This is a genomic window from Nocardia sp. NPDC087230 (genome assembly GCF_044744725.1).
Classification (GTDB): Bacteria; Actinomycetota; Actinomycetes; order Mycobacteriales; family Mycobacteriaceae; genus Nocardia; species Nocardia canadensis.
The window spans coordinates 61,938-77,173 of record NZ_JBIUYV010000015.1 but is presented as its reverse complement, the minus strand read 5'-3'; the positions used below and the strand labels follow the sequence as shown (position 1 = coordinate 77,173).

Annotated in this window: 11 protein-coding genes; 4 read left to right on the top strand and 7 right to left on the bottom strand. The window is 69.5% G+C overall.

Annotated features, from left to right (window positions below; translation table 11 throughout):
• The first annotated feature begins 265 nt into the window (after positions 1–265).
• Positions 266–1,543, top strand: coding sequence for a YibE/F family protein (locus ACIO52_RS30640; RefSeq protein WP_218716736.1), 1,278 nt, complete (start codon positions 266–268; stop codon positions 1,541–1,543).
• 3 nt (positions 1,544–1,546) lie between these two features.
• Here the strand turns inward: ACIO52_RS30640 and ACIO52_RS30635 are convergent, their stop codons facing one another.
• Entirely contained in the window at positions 1,547–2,791 is a 1,245-nt protein-coding gene (locus ACIO52_RS30635) for an Hsp70 family protein (RefSeq protein ID WP_255587069.1), read from the bottom strand.
• A 204-nt stretch (positions 2,792–2,995) separates the two neighbouring features.
• On the bottom strand, positions 2,996–4,318 hold the full coding sequence (locus ACIO52_RS30630) for a UDP-glucose/GDP-mannose dehydrogenase family protein (protein ID WP_218716738.1): 1,323 nt from the start codon (positions 4,316–4,318) through the stop codon (positions 2,996–2,998).
• 231 nt (positions 4,319–4,549) lie between these two features.
• Between ACIO52_RS30630 and ACIO52_RS30625 the strand changes: the two genes are divergently transcribed.
• Both ACIO52_RS30625 and ACIO52_RS30620 read left to right on the top strand, forming a co-directional pair.
• A complete protein-coding gene (locus tag ACIO52_RS30625) occupies positions 4,550–5,074 on the top strand; it encodes a YdcF family protein (RefSeq protein WP_218716739.1) in 525 nt (174 codons plus the stop codon).
• Between the two features lie 349 nt (positions 5,075–5,423).
• Positions 5,424–5,687: a calcium-binding protein gene (locus tag ACIO52_RS30620; protein WP_308248376.1), complete on the top strand. Its 264-nt coding sequence runs from the start codon at positions 5,424–5,426 to the stop codon at positions 5,685–5,687.
• A gap of 104 nt (positions 5,688–5,791) precedes the next feature.
• Here the strand turns inward: ACIO52_RS30620 and ACIO52_RS30615 are convergent, their stop codons facing one another.
• Complete coding sequence (locus ACIO52_RS30615) at positions 5,792–8,992, bottom strand: (Fe-S)-binding protein (protein ID WP_402648770.1); 3,201 nt, start codon at positions 8,990–8,992, stop codon at positions 5,792–5,794.
• A gap of 505 nt (positions 8,993–9,497) precedes the next feature.
• On the opposite strand from ACIO52_RS30615, the gene ACIO52_RS30610 reads away from it, so the two are divergent.
• Complete coding sequence (locus ACIO52_RS30610) at positions 9,498–10,181, top strand: hypothetical protein (protein WP_218716741.1); 684 nt, start codon at positions 9,498–9,500, stop codon at positions 10,179–10,181.
• A gap of 70 nt (positions 10,182–10,251) precedes the next feature.
• Here ACIO52_RS30610 and ACIO52_RS30605 read toward each other — a convergent pair whose 3' ends face one another.
• The 4 genes from ACIO52_RS30605 to ACIO52_RS30590 form a co-directional block, all read right to left on the bottom strand.
• Positions 10,252–11,106, bottom strand: coding sequence for an NRDE family protein (locus ACIO52_RS30605; RefSeq protein ID WP_402648767.1), 855 nt, complete (start codon positions 11,104–11,106; stop codon positions 10,252–10,254).
• Between the two features lie 89 nt (positions 11,107–11,195).
• Complete coding sequence (locus ACIO52_RS30600; RefSeq protein WP_374104828.1) at positions 11,196–12,458, bottom strand: S1 family peptidase; 1,263 nt, start codon at positions 12,456–12,458, stop codon at positions 11,196–11,198.
• A gap of 155 nt (positions 12,459–12,613) precedes the next feature.
• On the bottom strand, positions 12,614–13,975 hold the full coding sequence (locus tag ACIO52_RS30595) for a S1 family peptidase (RefSeq protein ID WP_218716743.1): 1,362 nt from the start codon (positions 13,973–13,975) through the stop codon (positions 12,614–12,616).
• A gap of 118 nt (positions 13,976–14,093) precedes the next feature.
• Positions 14,094–15,200 (bottom strand): hypothetical protein, encoded by a 1,107-nt coding sequence (locus ACIO52_RS30590; RefSeq protein WP_316572970.1) that lies wholly within the window; start codon positions 15,198–15,200, stop codon positions 14,094–14,096.
• Positions 15,201–15,236: the final 36 nt, after the last annotated feature.

Sequence of the window (15,236 nt, the reverse complement as noted above, 5' to 3'; positions counted from 1 at the left end):
CTAGTGCAAAAGTCCAACTTTTGTGTACAGTAGTCCTCGGCGCTTCGGCGCCCGGCCCGGTTGTCTACCCCCCCTGGACAACCGAGAGCCTCAGGTAAGCGCGCCTACCCCCCTGGGCGCCTGCCTGCGGGCGGCGGAGACATCCCCCTGCTCTCCGCCGCCCCAACAAACAGCCCGCCTCCCCGCGAACTTTGGCCAGACCAAGGCGCGGGGAGGCTTTTGTCTGCGAGTCGTTCTTGAAAACGACATCCTTTAAGCTTTGCCGGTGAGCGATCATCATCATCACCATCACCACGATCATTCGGGGCCCATCGCCATCGGGGCTACCGCGGCGAAGGTCGTGGTGGGGCTGCTCGGGGTGATCGGGGTGATCGTGCTGGTTGCGACCGCGATCTTGTGGCCGAGCGCGCAGCATGTCGAGATTCCGTTGCCGATGCAGACCGTGTCGGGTGGCGCGGTGCACACCGAGGCCGGGACCGTCGTGCTACAGGACATCGGGCCGTGCGGTAGCCCGTCGAACGGGAAGGTTTTCACGGGGCAGCCGATCGAGCCGCGCGCCGCCTCCTACACCTGTCAGCGCAGCGTGATCGACATCCGCTCCGGGCCCGACGAGGGCAAGAAGACGCTGTTCGAAATCGCGCCGGGCCCCGGGCAACCCGACCTGCGCGCCGGCGACGAGATCCGGATCGTGCGCGCGGCCGACCCCAGCGGCACGACCATGTACGCGTTCGAGGACTACTCGCGCGGGCTGCCGCTGCTGGTGATCGTGCTCGCGTTCGTCATCGTCATCTGTGTGGTCGCGCGGTGGCGGGGGTTCCGGGCACTGCTCGGCCTGGTATTCGCGTTCGCCGTCGTCGTCATGTTCCTGCTGCCCGCGCTGCTCGACGGCAAGCCCGCGATCCCGGTCGCGCTGGTCTCGGGCGCGCTGATCCTCTACGTGGTGCTCTACCTCGCGCACGGGGTGAATCTGCGGACCAGTTCCGCGCTGCTCGGCACGCTCGCCTCGATGCTCGTCGCGGCGTTGCTGTCCTGGGTGGCGCTCGAGATCACCAACCTCACCGGCCTGTCCGAAGAGCAGAACACCAACGTGGCCACCTATATCCAGCACGTCAGCATCACCGGGCTGCTGCTGGCCGGCTTCATCATCGGCTCGCTCGGTGTGCTCAACGACGTCACCATCACCCAGGCCTCGGCGGCGTTCGAGCTCGCCGCGCTCGACGAAGACGCGTCTCGCGGGGAGATCTTCACCGCGGCCATGCGGGTCGGGCGCGACCACATCGCCAGCACCGTCTACACCCTCGTGCTCGCCTACGCCGGTGGCGCGCTGCCGCTGCTGCTGCTGTTCAGCATCGCCGGGCGGTCCATCACCGACGTGCTCACCGGCGACGCCGTCGCCATCGAGATCGCGCGGTCGGCGGTCGGCGGTATCGCGCTGGCCCTGTCGGTGCCGCTGACCACCCTCATCGCGGTGCTGCTGGCCCGGCCCTTCGGCGCCAAGCCGGTCGCCGCGCCGCCGCAGCGGGCCCGGCACGCCAGGAACTGAGCGCTACTGCCCCGGCGGCGGGAAGCCGGGCAACACCACCGGCGGCAACGTCGGGACGACGATCGGTGGCAGGCCCGGCACCACGGTGATGGTGTTGGGGCCCTGCGACGGCGGCGCCGAGGTGGTCGGTTGCGAGTTCTGCTGGATCACCGGCGGCGCGGCCACCGTCGCGTGCACGGCGTCGGTGGTCGTCGCGGGCGCCGAGGACGGGCCCGCCAGGGTCGGACGCGGCGCGCTCGACTCGGGTACGGCCTGGGAGCCGTCACTGGAATTGCCGCGTTCGAGCACCTCGGGGCCGTACCCGAGCCCGAGGCCGATCGCGGCGACCACCACCAGGGAACTCACCGTCAGCACCGCGGCGTTCAGCTCCCGGCGGTTGTGGCCGTTGCGGCTGGTCAGCGAGCTCAGCGGTCGGCGACGGCGCGCGGGCGCGGTCAGCCATGCCGGGGTCGCGTCGTCGATCTCGGTCATCGGGGCGGGCGGGGGACCGGCAGGCGCCTGCTGGACCTGCGCGGGCCGCGCGAGCAGCGCGGCACCACGGGCCAGCGCGGTCTCCGGCTCGGCGGGCACGATCACCGGCACGCCGATCGTGCGTTCCAGCACCCGGGCGATCAACGGGATCCGGGCGCCACCGCCGATCACCATGATCGCCTGCACCGGATGCTGCGCGCGGATGATGACATCGCGCGTCATCCGCGCCGACGACTCGATCGCCAGCATCATCAGCGCTTCGAAGTTCTCCTGGGTGAGCAGCACCAGGCCCTGCTCACTGGGCAGCGCGACCGCGTTCGTGCTCGACAACTGCTCCTTGGCCGCCCGGCACAGCGCGTCCAGCTCGGCCAAGCCCACCGGGTCGGCCGGATGCGCGATACGGCCCGAGGCGATCTGCTGCTCCCGGATCAGCGAATCCAGGTAGTCGCCGCTGATGTCGCTGATCCGCTCGCACTGGTAGACGTCGCTGGTGCGGGCGTTGACCACGCTCACCGTCAGCCCCGAACTGCCCAGGTCGTAGACCGCCAGCGCGGAGACCTCGCGCATATCGGTGGTCGCGTGCGCGAAATGCACGGCGGCGACCGCTTCGGGAACCAGCTGATAGTTGGTGAGCTGACGCCGCGCCATCGCGGCCCGGATGGCCCTGGCCTGCGGTTCGCTGCGGAAGGTCACCGTGGTGGCCGCGACCTCGGGAGCCGCGGCCAGCGTCGCGGCGATCGCGTCGGCGGCCGATTCCTCGGCCTGGTGCTCCGGCATCGAAATGGTGTGCAGCTCGAACGAATACGGGGGGACGAAGCCGTGGGGACCACCGTGCTGCGGGCGTGCGAGGCGCACTGTGCCGGCCCCCACCGATACTCCCAATACCGCACTCATCAGCTGCCCATCTCGTTCCCTACTGCACGACATGCGGAGCCTGCACACTCGGATCTATGCCCGGCAGCCCCCGCTTGGATCGCCACTCTACGGGGTACCGAGTCCGGCGTACACCCACCCGGCGTCGCGCCAGGTAGCGCGGTCCAGGCAATTGCGACCGTCGATGATCGAACGGGACCGCACCACCGGATCCAGATCGGCGGGGGTCAACGCCGTGAATTCGTTCCACTCGGTCAGGACCAGGACCACGTCGGCGCGATCGCACGCCTCGGCGACCGAAGTGGCGTAGTTCAGCGTCGGGAACACCCGGCGCGAATTCTCCACGGCCTTCGGGTCGTACACGGTGACGACCGCGCCGTGCAGCTGGATCATTCCCGCGACGTTCAGCGCGGGCGAATCGCGCACGTCGTCGGACTCCGGCTTGAACGCGGCGCCGAGGACCGCGACGTTCGCGCCCAGCAGCGAGCCGCCGCAGGCGCGCGCGGCCATGTCGACCACCTTGGTGCGGCGGCGCATGTTGATGTTGTCGACCTCGCGCAGGAACGCCACGGCGTGATCGGCGCCCAGCTCGCCGGAGCGGGCCATGAACGCGCGGATGTCCTTGGGCAGGCAGCCGCCGCCGAAACCCAATCCGGCGTTGAGGAATCGACGACCGATGCGGGCGTCGTAGCCCAGCGCGTCGGCCAGCATCGTCACGTCGGCGCCGGTCGCCTCGCAGACCTCCGAGACCGCGTTGATGAACGAGATCTTGGTGGCCAGGAAGGCGTTCGCCGAGACCTTCACCAGTTCGGCGGTGGCCAGATCGGTGAGCAGGAAGGGGATCTCGGCGGCGATCAGGTCGGCGTAGATCTCGCGGATCTGCTGCTCGACCCACGCCGACCGCTCGCGGGCGTTGTCGATGCCCAGGACCAGGCGGTCCGGGCGCAGGGTGTCCTGCACGGCGAAGCCCTCGCGCAGGAACTCCGGATTCCAGGCCACCTCGACGTCGACGTTCGCCGCCGCGCGCGCCCGTTCGCCCAGGGCCGCGGCGGTTCCCACCGGCACGGTGGACTTGCCGACGATCATCGCCGGGCGCTCCAGCATCGGGGCCAGTGTGTCGACCACGGCGTGGACGTATTTCAGGTCGGCGCCGTACTCGCCCTTCTTCTGTGGCGTGCCGACGCCCAGGAAGTGCACGTCGGCGTGGGCCGCGGCGTCCTCGTAGTCGGTGGTGAACCGCAGGCGGCCCGCGGCGAGGTTGCGTTGCAGCACCTCGTCCAGACCCGGTTCGTAGAACGGCACCACACCGTCGGCCAGCTTGGCCACCTTGCCGGGATCCACATCCACCCCGACCACATCGTGCCCCAGCTCGGCCATACACGCGGCATGCGTGGCCCCCAGGTACCCCGTTCCGAAGACTGTGCATCGCATAGTTCTGTTGGTAAGCGGCGCGCGTGGCTACGCCGCGTCAGTGAGGCAAGAGGGGGCGCAACATCTGGTGTACAGGGGGAGACATCGATCGGCCGTCCGGTCGCGTGGGGCCGCTACCTGCGGTGATGGTGTCCGGCGGGGTGCAAGGTTCGGATCGTGGGTGTGCAGGGTGTTCGCGGGTGTGGACGTGTCATCGGGTCGGGTGGGTGGCGCGTCACTAGCATCGAGCCGGTGCGCCGGCTGTGGTTCCTTCTCGGTGCGCTGCTGCTCGCGGTGCTGGTCGCGGTGGTCGCGCTGTGGCCGGTGTATGTGCGGCCGCGCGTCGACGCGCCGATGCCCGCCGACGCGATCCTGGTCCTCGGCGGCGCGCACGACGGTCGCGAACAGCTCGGCTTGCGGCTGGCCGCCGAGGGGTACGCGCCCCGCGTCCTGATCTCCAACCCCTACGAGCACAGTCCGATGGTCAACCGGATCTGCCACGGCGGCTACCGCTTCGAGGTCATCTGCTTCGACCCCAGTCCCCGCACCACCCTCGGCGAAGGCCGCGCACTGGCCCGCCTCGGCACCGACTGGACTCGCGTCATCGTCGTCACCTTCACGCCCCACATCTCCCGAGCCCGCTACATCCTCGGCAAGTGCTGGCCCGGCGAGCTGCTCTTCGTCGACCCGAAACCCCACCTCTCCCCGGCCCGTTGGGCCTGGGACTACACCTACCAATCCGCGGGCTACGCGAAAGCCTGGTTCGCCGACTGCTGACGCGAATTCGGTTGCCGGCTACTTGCCGGTATCGCCCTTTCGGTTGCGGCAGCGGGGATACGCTCGCGCAGCACTCCTGTCGGGGGGAGCGCGATGGGGCGGTCAGGAGATCGCTCTGACGTCTGCGAGCAGGGGATATCTGAGGATGAATCATGTGACGATGGCCGGCCGAGTGGTCGGTGTAGCCACGGTAGTGCTGGTCGGAGCGACGGGCTGTGCGGTCGAGAGCGCATCGGGAGCGCACACCCCGTCGGCGACCGTGCCGACGACAACGGTCGCGGCAGTCGGCCCCTCGACGGTCGCGCCCGCGCCGACAACGTCTTCGGCGCCACCGGTAGTAGTCCCACCGGTGACCACCGCACCCGCTGCCGCTCCAGCACCTGCGGCGCTGATGCCCGCGGTGGTGTGCATGAATCTGCAAGCAGCGCAGGACACGATCCAGGCCGCGGGTGTGTTCTTCTCTCGCTCCGAGGACGCCAGTGGTCGTGGCCGAGCTCAGGTGATGGACCGCAATTGGGTTGTCGTCGCGCAAGAACCGGCGCCCGGGACGCCGGTCGGAGAGGCGCAAGCAGTGCTGTCCGTGGTGAAGAACGACGAGCCCAGCCAGTGCTGAGAGCTCGCTGCGCTGCCATGGACCGCGTTCGGCAGCGAAGGGCGTGAACGCGAGCGAGGCGCGGATTCCGGGGAATCCGCGCCTCACTCGTGGTTTTTCAGTTGTCAGTTCTTGCGGCCGGGGGCCTTCGCGCCGGACTTGAAGCCGAGGCCGCCGGGCTTGGCGGTCGGCGGGGCCACCGGCTGGGTGCCGTTGCCGTTGCCGTTGCCGTTGGTGGGCTCGGCCGGGGTGGCCGGTTCCGCCGTGGCTTCGGGCTCGGCGGGGGCTGCCGGTTCGGCCGGGGCCGTCGGCTCAGCCGGGGCCGCGGAGGCCGGAGCTGCGGCGCCGGGGGCCTTCGGGCCGGGGCGCTTGAAGCCGGACTTCATGGCCAGGCCCTTGGCGGCGACCGTCGGCTTGGTCTCGGTGGGAGCCGAGGCCGGGGTCGCGGCGGGAGCTTCGGCGGCCGGGGCCGCTTCCGCTGCGGGGGCGGCTTCCGCTGCCGGGGCCGGAGCCGGGGCGGCGGGGGCCTTGGCGCCGGGAGCCTTCGCGCCCGGAGCCTTGGCACCGCCCTTGAGGCCGAGGCCCTTGACCGGCGGGGCGGCCGGTGCGGGCGCGGCTTCGGCGGGTGCGGCGGCTTCGGCGGGAGCGGCCGGAGCCTTCGCGCCGGGGGCCTTCGCGCCGCCCTTCATACCGAGTCCGCCGCCGGGTGCCTTGGCGCCACCCTTCATGCCCAGACCCTTGACCGGGGCCGCGGGAGCCGCGGTCTCGGCGGCAGGCGCCGCTTCGGCTGCCTTCGCGCCCGGAGCCTTCGCGCCGCCCTTCATGCCGAGTCCGCCGCCGGGTGCCTTGGCGCCACCCTTCATGCCCAGACCCTTGGCCGGAGCGGCCTCGGCGGGAGCGGCTTCGGCAGCGGGAGCCTTGGCGCCCGGTGCCTTGGCGGCGCCCTTCATGCCCAGACCGCCGCCGGGGGCCTTCGCGGCGCCCTTCATGCCCAGACCACCGCCGGTCGGCGCGGCCTTCGGGGCGGCCTGCTCGGCCACCTCGGCGACCGGCGCGGGTTCCGGTTCGGGCTCGGGCTCCGGCTCGGCCTTCGGCTCCTGGACGACGAGCAGGTTCGCCGAAAGCTCGGCGGCGTCGACCCGAGTGATCGAGTCGAGCATCAGCTGCGCGACGTCGACGACCTCGACGCCCTCGCCCTGACCCTGCTCCTGACGCGCGGTGACACCGTCGGTGAGCATGACGCGGCAGAACGGGCAGCCGGTCGCGATCTTGGTCGGGTTGGTGGACAGTGCCTCGTCCACGCGGTCGACGTTGATGCGCTTGCCGAGCTGCTCTTCCATCCACATGCGAGCACCACCGGCACCACAGCACATGGACCGCTCGCCGTGCCGCGGCATCTCGACCAGGGTCGAGCCCGATGCCTCCATGAGCTCACGCGGCGCGTTGTAGATCTTGTTGTGCCGACCCAGGTAGCAGGGGTCGTGGTAGGTGATGTTCTGCGACACCGAGGCCACCGGCACCAGCTTCTTCTGCCGCACCAGGCGGTTCAGCAGCTGGGTGTGGTGCACGACCTCGTAGGTGCCGCCGACCTGCGGGTACTCGTTGTTGAGCGCGTTGAAGCAGTGCGCACAGGTGACGACGATCTTCTTCTTCGACTGCTCGACACCCTCGAACACCGAGTTGATGACCTCGATGTTCTGCATGGCCAGCTGCTGGAAGAGGAACTCGTTGCCCGCGCGACGAGCCGAGTCACCGGTGCAGGTCTCCTCGGCGCCGAGCACCATGAACTTGGTGCCCGCGGTGGCGAGCAGCTCGGCGACGGCCTTGGTGGTCTTCTTGGCGCGGTCCTCGTAGGCGCCGGCGCAGCCGACCCAGAACAGGTACTCGTAGCCGTCGAAGCTGTCGGCGTCCTGGCCGAAGACCGGGATGTCGAAGTCGACTTCCTTGATCCAGTTGAGGCGGTCCTTGGAGTTCTGGCCCCACGGGTTGCCCTTGTTCTCCAGGTTCTTGAACAGACCGGCCAGCTCGGACGGGAACTCCGACTCGATCAGCACCTGGTAGCGGCGCATGTCGATGATGTGGTCGACGTGCTCGATGTCCACCGGGCACTGCTCGACGCAGGCACCACAGGTGGTGCAGCTCCACAGCACCTCGGGATCGATGACGCCGTGCACGTCCTCGCCGCCGATCAGCGGGCGCTCGGACTCGGCGCGGGCGGCCTCGGAGATCTTGGCCAGCTTCGCCTCGTCGGGCTTGCCGTCGGCGTCGACCAGACCGATCTCGTCGCCGCCGGGATCCTTGCGGCCACCGGCCAGCAGGTACGGGGCGGCGGCGTAACCGTGGTCGCGCAGCGACATGATCAGCAGCTTGGGCGAGAGCGGCTTACCGGTGTTCCAGGCCGGGCACTGCGACTGGCAGCGACCGCACTCGGTGCAGGTGGTGAAGTCCAGCCAGCCCTTCCAGGAGAAGTCCTCCATGCGGCCGACACCGAGGTTGTCGACATCGGGGTCGACGTTCTCCATGTCGAGGACCTTGCCGTTGGACATCATCGGCTTGGCCGCGCCCAGGGCGACGCTGCCGTCGGCCTCACGCTTGAAGTAGATGTTGAAGAACGCGCTGAAGCGGTGCCACGCCACGCCCCACGTGACATTGCGGCCGACCAGGTACAGGAACGCCATTCCCGACATCAGCTTGATGAACGCGAAGATCGACACCATGGTCGGGCTCGCAGGCAGTAGCTTGGCGATCTGCATGGTGAAGAAATCGGTGGACGCGTGCGCGCCGCCGTAGGTCGCGAGCTTGCCTGCCTTGACGAAGATCATGCCGAGGCCCTCGAGCAGGACGATCGTCTCGATCACGTAGGCCGGAGCGAACTTGGAGCCGCTGAAGCGCGACAACCGAGCGGGGATCCGCGGGTGGTTCAGCTGGCGGATGATGATGAGCGTGCCGATGCCGACCACGGTGCCGATGCCGAGGATCTCGTCCCACAGGTGGTAGGCGGCGGTGTCGCCGATGAGCGGCCAGTGGAACTCGGGGTTGAAGGTCTGTCCATAGGCCTCGAACCACAGGATCGCACCGCCCATGAAGCCGATCATGACCAGCCAGTGTGCCCAGCCCACGGTGCGGAACTTGTTCATCCGCGTGTGCGCCAGGAACTCGATGACCATGGTCTTGAACCGCGGGAAGAACGGTCGCCAACGATCCGGCGCGGACTGGCCGATCGTCACCGCCTTGCCGATGTTCCACACGCCGCCGAAGAACGACGCCCAACACAACAGGCTGAGCGTGGCTCCGATCGTGCCCAGCGTGATTGTCAGGGCATTCATGTCGCGACCTTTCTTTAGAGGCAACACGAGGGTTGTGGATGAGCGAACTCACCCGGTTGGCTCGTATCGTAACCGGCGCTAAGTTACCGGCCAGTAACTACCGGTGTCCACCGTAGGATCGGCATTTGTGCTCTGACCTTGTTTACTGCGGCTTGACCTGGGTTTTGCTTGTGAGCAATATCACATAAATGTTTGCCGGAAGGTTCCCAGGGCTGCTGGTGAACACCGTAAACCGTGCGTGATCTGCGACGGAGCTAAGGACAGGCTTACTCCGGTCGGTGAGATTCGTTCTGGCCTCATGGGTTTCAGTCCATTAGGCTCCAGCTGTTCTGTCTGCTGTGCCGGTCTTCACACTGCTCGGGGAGAAGTAAGGGACACCTCACGGTGTGTCTCTGCTTGACGAGTCTCGCGTGTCGCGGATCGCACGCCGCACCACACCTGATGGATTGGAACCCGAATGAACTTCCGTAGGACCACTGCGGCAGCCGCCTTGGTTATCGGTGCTATGACCGTGTCCATGGGCACCTCGCATGCTGAAGAGGCCCCGCAGGACATCAAGTACTCGGTGAAGCTGGTCGACAAGACCGTCGTCGCCACCCTCCAGAACGGCACCTTCTCGATCGTCGAGCAGGCGGGCGAGACCCCGGAGGCTCCCAAGACCAAGGTCGCCGAGATCAAGGACAGTCGGGGGGCTGTCGTGATCTCGCTGCCGATCGATTACGCGATCAACGGCGTCGACATCCCGATGAAGACCGAGGTCGCCAAGGACAGCAAGGTCCTGTCGCTGACCCCGGAGAAGCCCGCCGGTGTCGAGATCGGTCAGGAGACCGTCGTCCCGCAGCCGGTTCTCAAGGGCACCGAGATCGCCTCGGTCCAGGAGAACCAGAAGGCGATCAACGACTTCTCCAGCAAGTTCAGCATCGGCACCGCGATCGGTACCTTCGTCGGCACCGCCATCGGCGCCATCGTCGGTTGTGGCCTCGGCCTGATCGCCGTGCTCGCCGGGTGCGTCGTCGGCCTGCCGCTGGGCGCCACCATCGGCGGCATCCTCGGCATGATCGCCATCGGCGGCCCGACCATGGCGGTCGCCGGTTTCGAGCTGCTGCAGGTGCTGCAGGCGGCCCCGAACACCTCGGTGTGGGCCGACAAGCCCACCCAGGCGGCTTCGGCTCCGGCGCCGGGTAACTGATCCCGCACCGCTCGAACAGCGTTACCGCGAAGGCCCCGCTCCGATCCGGAGCGGGGCCTTCCGCGTTTTCTCAATCCGGCACCAGTACCCCGGACACCGATTCCGCACCGCCGGCGACGCCGTGGCGGCCGAAGGTGCGCTCGGCCATGGTGTAGCGACCGTCCTCCCGGATCAGCAGCACCGTGCTCGCCCGGGTGCCGTGCAGATCATGGGCGATGAAGCGGGCGGAGACGGCGCGCTCCAGCGCCAATGGGACGCCGGTGTCCGGGAGCCGATCATCGGGCGCCTCGGTGCGGTCGGCGAGCAGGGCGAAGTAGTCGTCGACGGAATCCGGTGCGGTGGCGACGATGTCGCGCAGACCGCGCAGGCCGCTGCCGACCTTCGGCCACAGTGGTGGTGCGCCGACGCCGACGACCGTCGGGTCGGCCTGGGGACGACTGTGGACAGATCCGGGCACCGTCGCCACATGAGCGGCATTGGACAGCCCGTGCAGACCCGCCGCCAGCTCGGTGGGACCGACACCGCTGCGATTCGACTGCCACCACAGGCTGCGGAGATCGCTGGTCAGCAGGTTGTAGCCGACATAGGTATCGGGCGCGGCGTCCGCGACCCCGGACAGATACTCGGGTGGACTGTGCGCGCCGCGCAGGTAGTCCATCAGCAGGGCGCCGCGCGAGCGGGGGCGGGCGGGCGTGTCGCGCGGATCGCGGACATTGGTGACCGTCGCGAAGCGAGCCTCGTCGGTGCGCAGGCCGAGCCAGGTGCCCACCGCGATCGCGCCCAGGTCGCGACCGGCCAGCAGCGACGGCTCCTCCGGCCAGTAGCGCAGCGACTCGGTGGCACGGGTGTAGAACTCGTCCCGGTTGGCGGCCACGATCAGCCGATACTCGGGGTGCGCTCGCCAAGCGAGCAGAACCAGACACATGACCCCAGCATGCCCTGGACACCGAAAAGGCCGGTAGCGCACTGCTACCGGCCTCTTCTGGCTGCTCTGTGCCTGCGGTGGGACCGCGATCAGTTGGTGCGGACCGCCAGACCCGGGTTGTCCGACAGGACGACGCTCAGCGGCTGCGCGAACAGCTGCGGGACGTCACCGGTGATCGCGCCGATGATGTTCGGGATCTCGCAGATCGGGTAGTCGGCGACCGACGACGCGCTGGAGATGCCCAGGGCCAGGCGACCGGTCACGATCGCGCCACCCGAGTCACCGGGCAGGGCGCAGATGTTGGCCGAGAAACTCTGGGTGAGCTGACGATCGCCGACCTGCACGGTCTGGTCGACGCCGTTGATGATGCCGCAGCTGAAGCCGGTGCGCGCACCCGACTTGCAGACCGGCGCGCCGACCACCGGGGTGGCCACGCCGTCGACCGCGATCGGGGCGTTGCCCGGCACGCGGACCAGGTTGTTCTCGAAGCGGGCGCGAGCGTTGTCGTTGACCCGGATGATCGAGTAGTCCTGCTCGCCGAGCACCGACTTCTGGAAGGTGCCCAGCTGGGCGCCCGCGCGGTCACCGTTGAGCTCGTAGACGGCGGCGGCGTTGCCGGTACCGGCCGAGCCGATGTCGGGGTTGCAGTGGCCCGCCGAGATGTTGATGACGTTGCCCGCGCGGTCGGTGCCGTTGAAGCCCAGCGAGCAGCGCAGCGAGCTGCGGCCGACCACCGAGGCGTAGGCGTCGCCGCCGGCCAGCGCGCCGTTGCCGTCGCCGGCGACCGGGGTGGCCGAGAGGTCGACACGCTCGCCGGCCACCGGCGGCGCGGTGACGACGACGCGGGACGGGTCGATGAAGCTCGGCAGCGGCAGACCGGCCTGCTCCACGCGCACCGCGATCGCGTTGTTCACGGTGTCGATGACGACGCCACGAACCAGGTTGGCGACCTCCGGCGGCGCGGCGGCCAGCCAGTTCTCGAACGCGGTCTTCTCGCCACGCAGCGCGGACTCGCTCTTGGCGACGTTGCGGACCTCGAAACCGGCCGACTGGGCGGCCTCACGGGCCTGATCGGCGCCGGGACCGGACGCGAGCGCGACGACGGCGTTACCGGCGTCGTTGAGCCAGGCGCCGGCGAAGGCCTGCGGGAACTGGCGCTGCGCGGTGGTGGAGAACGCGGCGACCTGCTGCGCGACATCGGCGCGGCGCAGGTACTCGTCGGGGGAGATCTTCAGATCGCGCGTGACTGCCTCGATCAGCTGAGCGGGCAGGTCGGCGGCCGGCGCGGGCTGCGCGTCGGCGACTGCCATCGTGGGGCCGAACAGCAGAATCGCCGCCGAAGCGGCGATCACGGACTTCCGAGCTCTTCTCGAGCTTCGCGCGGACGGGGTGCGACCCATACGTGGCAGGAGCATGATCGAACTATATGGGCTGGAGCGGGTTATGCCTACTCGGACCGGGCAAGAGATTTCGCTCACCCGGTCCGGTCCGGCGATTCGTTGTGAGGTCAGCCCGCGTTCGGCTTGGTGCGCACGGCGATCCCGCTACCGAGACCCCCGCCCGAGGTGGCTTCGATATCGGTCAGGATCGGCCGGATCGGCACGCCGAGCGAGGCGGTGCCGCCGTACGGGGCCAGCTGGGTGTTGGCCTCGGTGCAGTTGGGCGCCTCGGCGGCGTTGGAGCCGCTGGTGATGCCCAGTGCCAGGGTGCCGGTGACGATCGCGCCGCCGCTGTCGCCGCCCAGGGTGCAGGCGCTGCTGGCGAAGCCGCGGATGGTCTTGCTGACGCCCTCGGCGGTGAACAGCTGGGTCTCCACATGGTCCGCCGAGACGAAACCACAGGTGAAGGTCGAGGACTGGCCGGTCTTGCAGACCGGGGCGCCGGTGACCGGTTCGGCGGTGCCGGTGATGGTCAGCGACGTCCCGTTCGCGCCGCGCACCCGCGGCTGGTCCATGCCCGCGTTGATCGCGCGCTCGTTCAGCTTGATCACCGAGTAGTCCAGCGCGGCGGGTCCGCCGAGCACGGCCTTGGCGAACGCGCCGACCTCGGGACTGTTCGGGATGTCGCGCACGTTCGGCACGTAGACCGGCGCGGTGCCGCCGTTGTCGACGTTCGGGTTGCAGTGGCCCGCCGAGATGTTGAGCGCGTTGCCCGCGGCGTCGGTGCTGTTGAAACCGAACGAGCACACGTCGACGCCGCGCAGCGTCGTGTCGTGCAGGTCCTTGGTCGCGGTGATGTAGGTGTCGCCGCCCATCGGCTTGTACTCGACCGGACCGCCGCCGCCGGGGGAGAGCACCACCTTGATGGTGGCGATCAGGGTCGGCAGGTTCAGCAGGTGGCCGGGGCCGGTGTTGGCGATGTTGAGTACCAGCTGGCTGTTGAGCGCGTCGATGGCGATGGAGCTGATCGGTGCGGAGATCTCGCGCGGCAGGCTCGCGATCCACTGGGCCAGTTGCACCAGCGCGCCCTCCAGGCCGCCGGCCGAGATCGGGGCGAGGTGGGTCTGGTAGCCGTCGGCCGCGGCGATCTTGCCCGCCTCGGCGTTGGTGACGGCGATGACGGCCTTGCCTTCCGGCGTCATCCAGGCACCGGCGAAGGTGTCGGGGTTCTCGGCGCGGAAATCGCTGGCGTAGTCACGCAGCTGCTGGGCGCGGGCGGCACGGTCGAGGTATTCGGTCGGGGTCATCCCGAGGTCGCGCGAGAGGGCGGTCACCAGCTCGGCGGGTAAGGCGTCGGCCGAAAGCTGAAGGGGCGCTGATGGTTCCGCGGTCGCGATGCCGGGGCCGAACAGAGGTGCCAGGAGAACAGTCGCGGCGAAACCGGCGGAGGCTGCCTTGACTGCGGCGCGACGCGCCACCAACTTGCGCATGAAATCCCTTCGTCGGCACGAGTGATCGAGAACACCGCCGGCGGCTGTGATGTCGATCAGCGCATCACTCTAGGGCACGGGCGCGCGAAGGGCGCGGTTACCGTACCCCCGCACCGGATCAGTTGTAGCCGGGAATCCGCATGGGCGAGGGCAGATACCCCGGCGGGTACGTCTGGAACGGCAGCAGCGGGCGCGTCGTGCTGCGGCCGGGCGGGGTCGAGGTGGGCGACGGCGTCGGCTCCGGTGTGGTCGTCGGCGGCGCTTCGGTGCTGGTCGAGGGCTCCGGCTCGGGTTCGGGCGTCGTGGTGACGACCGGTGCCCGCGTGGTCGACTCGACGACCGGCGGCGGTGGCGGTGGCAGCTGGGGCGTCGGCGTCACCGTCAGCGATTCCGGGCTCGCGTCGGAGATCGGCGGCGGCGCGGTCGTCTCGCTACCGCGCAGCACCACCGACACCGCGACGCCGCCGAGCAGCAAGCCGATCAGCGCGGCGACCGCGATCAGCAGGGGCGTGCGGCTGCGCCGGGGTTCCTGCGGCTCCACCACCACGACCGGCATGGCCGAGGTCGGGGTGGCCAGCGCCTTCGTCGGCTGCGCCGTCACCGGCATCGCCGCCGAGTAGGCCTGCGCGGTCGCCGCCGGCCGGGCCAGCGCGGGCATCACGTCGGTGACGACGAGGGAGTTCTCGGTGACGATCGGATCGGGCGGCGTCGCGCCCGCCGGGGTCGCCAGCACCGCGACCAGCGCGGCCTCGGCGGCGGCGGTGGCGAACGAGCGGCCGGGATCGACGCCCTCGGCGGGCGGGGGCAGTTCGTCCTCGCCCAGCAGCGCCACCGACTTCAGGCCCAGATAGTCCAGCGCCTCACGCACGCCGCGCACCACCTCGGGGGTCCACTGCGCCGGATGCGTCGCGTAGAACTCGGCGGGGCCGCTGAGGTGCTCGGTGGTGAGATCGATGAGGCAGAACATCGCCGTCGCCAGCAGGTCCTCGGCGCGGTAGGCCTCGCCACCGTCGACATCGATACCCGCCGGATCGCCGATCGCGCGGACGAAACCGGAGATCGAGTGCGCGTGCCCGGTGGGCGCCGGTCCGCCGAGCGCGGCGTCGCCCTCGTCGGACATGTGCAGCAGCGCGTCGCGTTCGACGATTCGCACCGTGCCGTCCTCGGTGACCACCGCGGCGATGCACTCGTCATCGGCGATGCGCAGGCCGACCCCAGTGGCCATCCGGTTTACCTCGCTTCGGGCGTCGACGTCGTCCGC

What these genes read in the sequence shown, in the direction of transcription:
- ACIO52_RS30635 (WP_255587069.1), bottom strand. Translation starts at nt 2,791, where the DNA reads ATGCCGGAGCACCAGGCCGAGGAATCGGCCGCCGACGCGATCGCCGCG.
- ACIO52_RS30630 (WP_218716738.1), bottom strand. Translation starts at nt 4,318, where the DNA reads ATGCGATGCACAGTCTTCGGAACGGGGTACCTGGGGGCCACGCATGCC.
- ACIO52_RS30615 (WP_402648770.1), bottom strand. Translation starts at nt 8,992, where the DNA reads ATGAATGCCCTGACAATCACGCTGGGCACGATCGGAGCCACGCTCAGC.
- ACIO52_RS30610 (WP_218716741.1), top strand. Translation starts at nt 9,498, where the DNA reads ATGACCGTGTCCATGGGCACCTCGCATGCTGAAGAGGCCCCGCAGGAC.
- ACIO52_RS30605 (WP_402648767.1), bottom strand. Translation starts at nt 11,106, where the DNA reads ATGTGTCTGGTTCTGCTCGCTTGGCGAGCGCACCCCGAGTATCGGCTG.
- ACIO52_RS30595 (WP_218716743.1), bottom strand. Translation starts at nt 13,975, where the DNA reads ATGCGCAAGTTGGTGGCGCGTCGCGCCGCAGTCAAGGCAGCCTCCGCC.
- ACIO52_RS30590 (WP_316572970.1), bottom strand. Translation starts at nt 15,200, where the DNA reads ATGGCCACTGGGGTCGGCCTGCGCATCGCCGATGACGAGTGCATCGCC.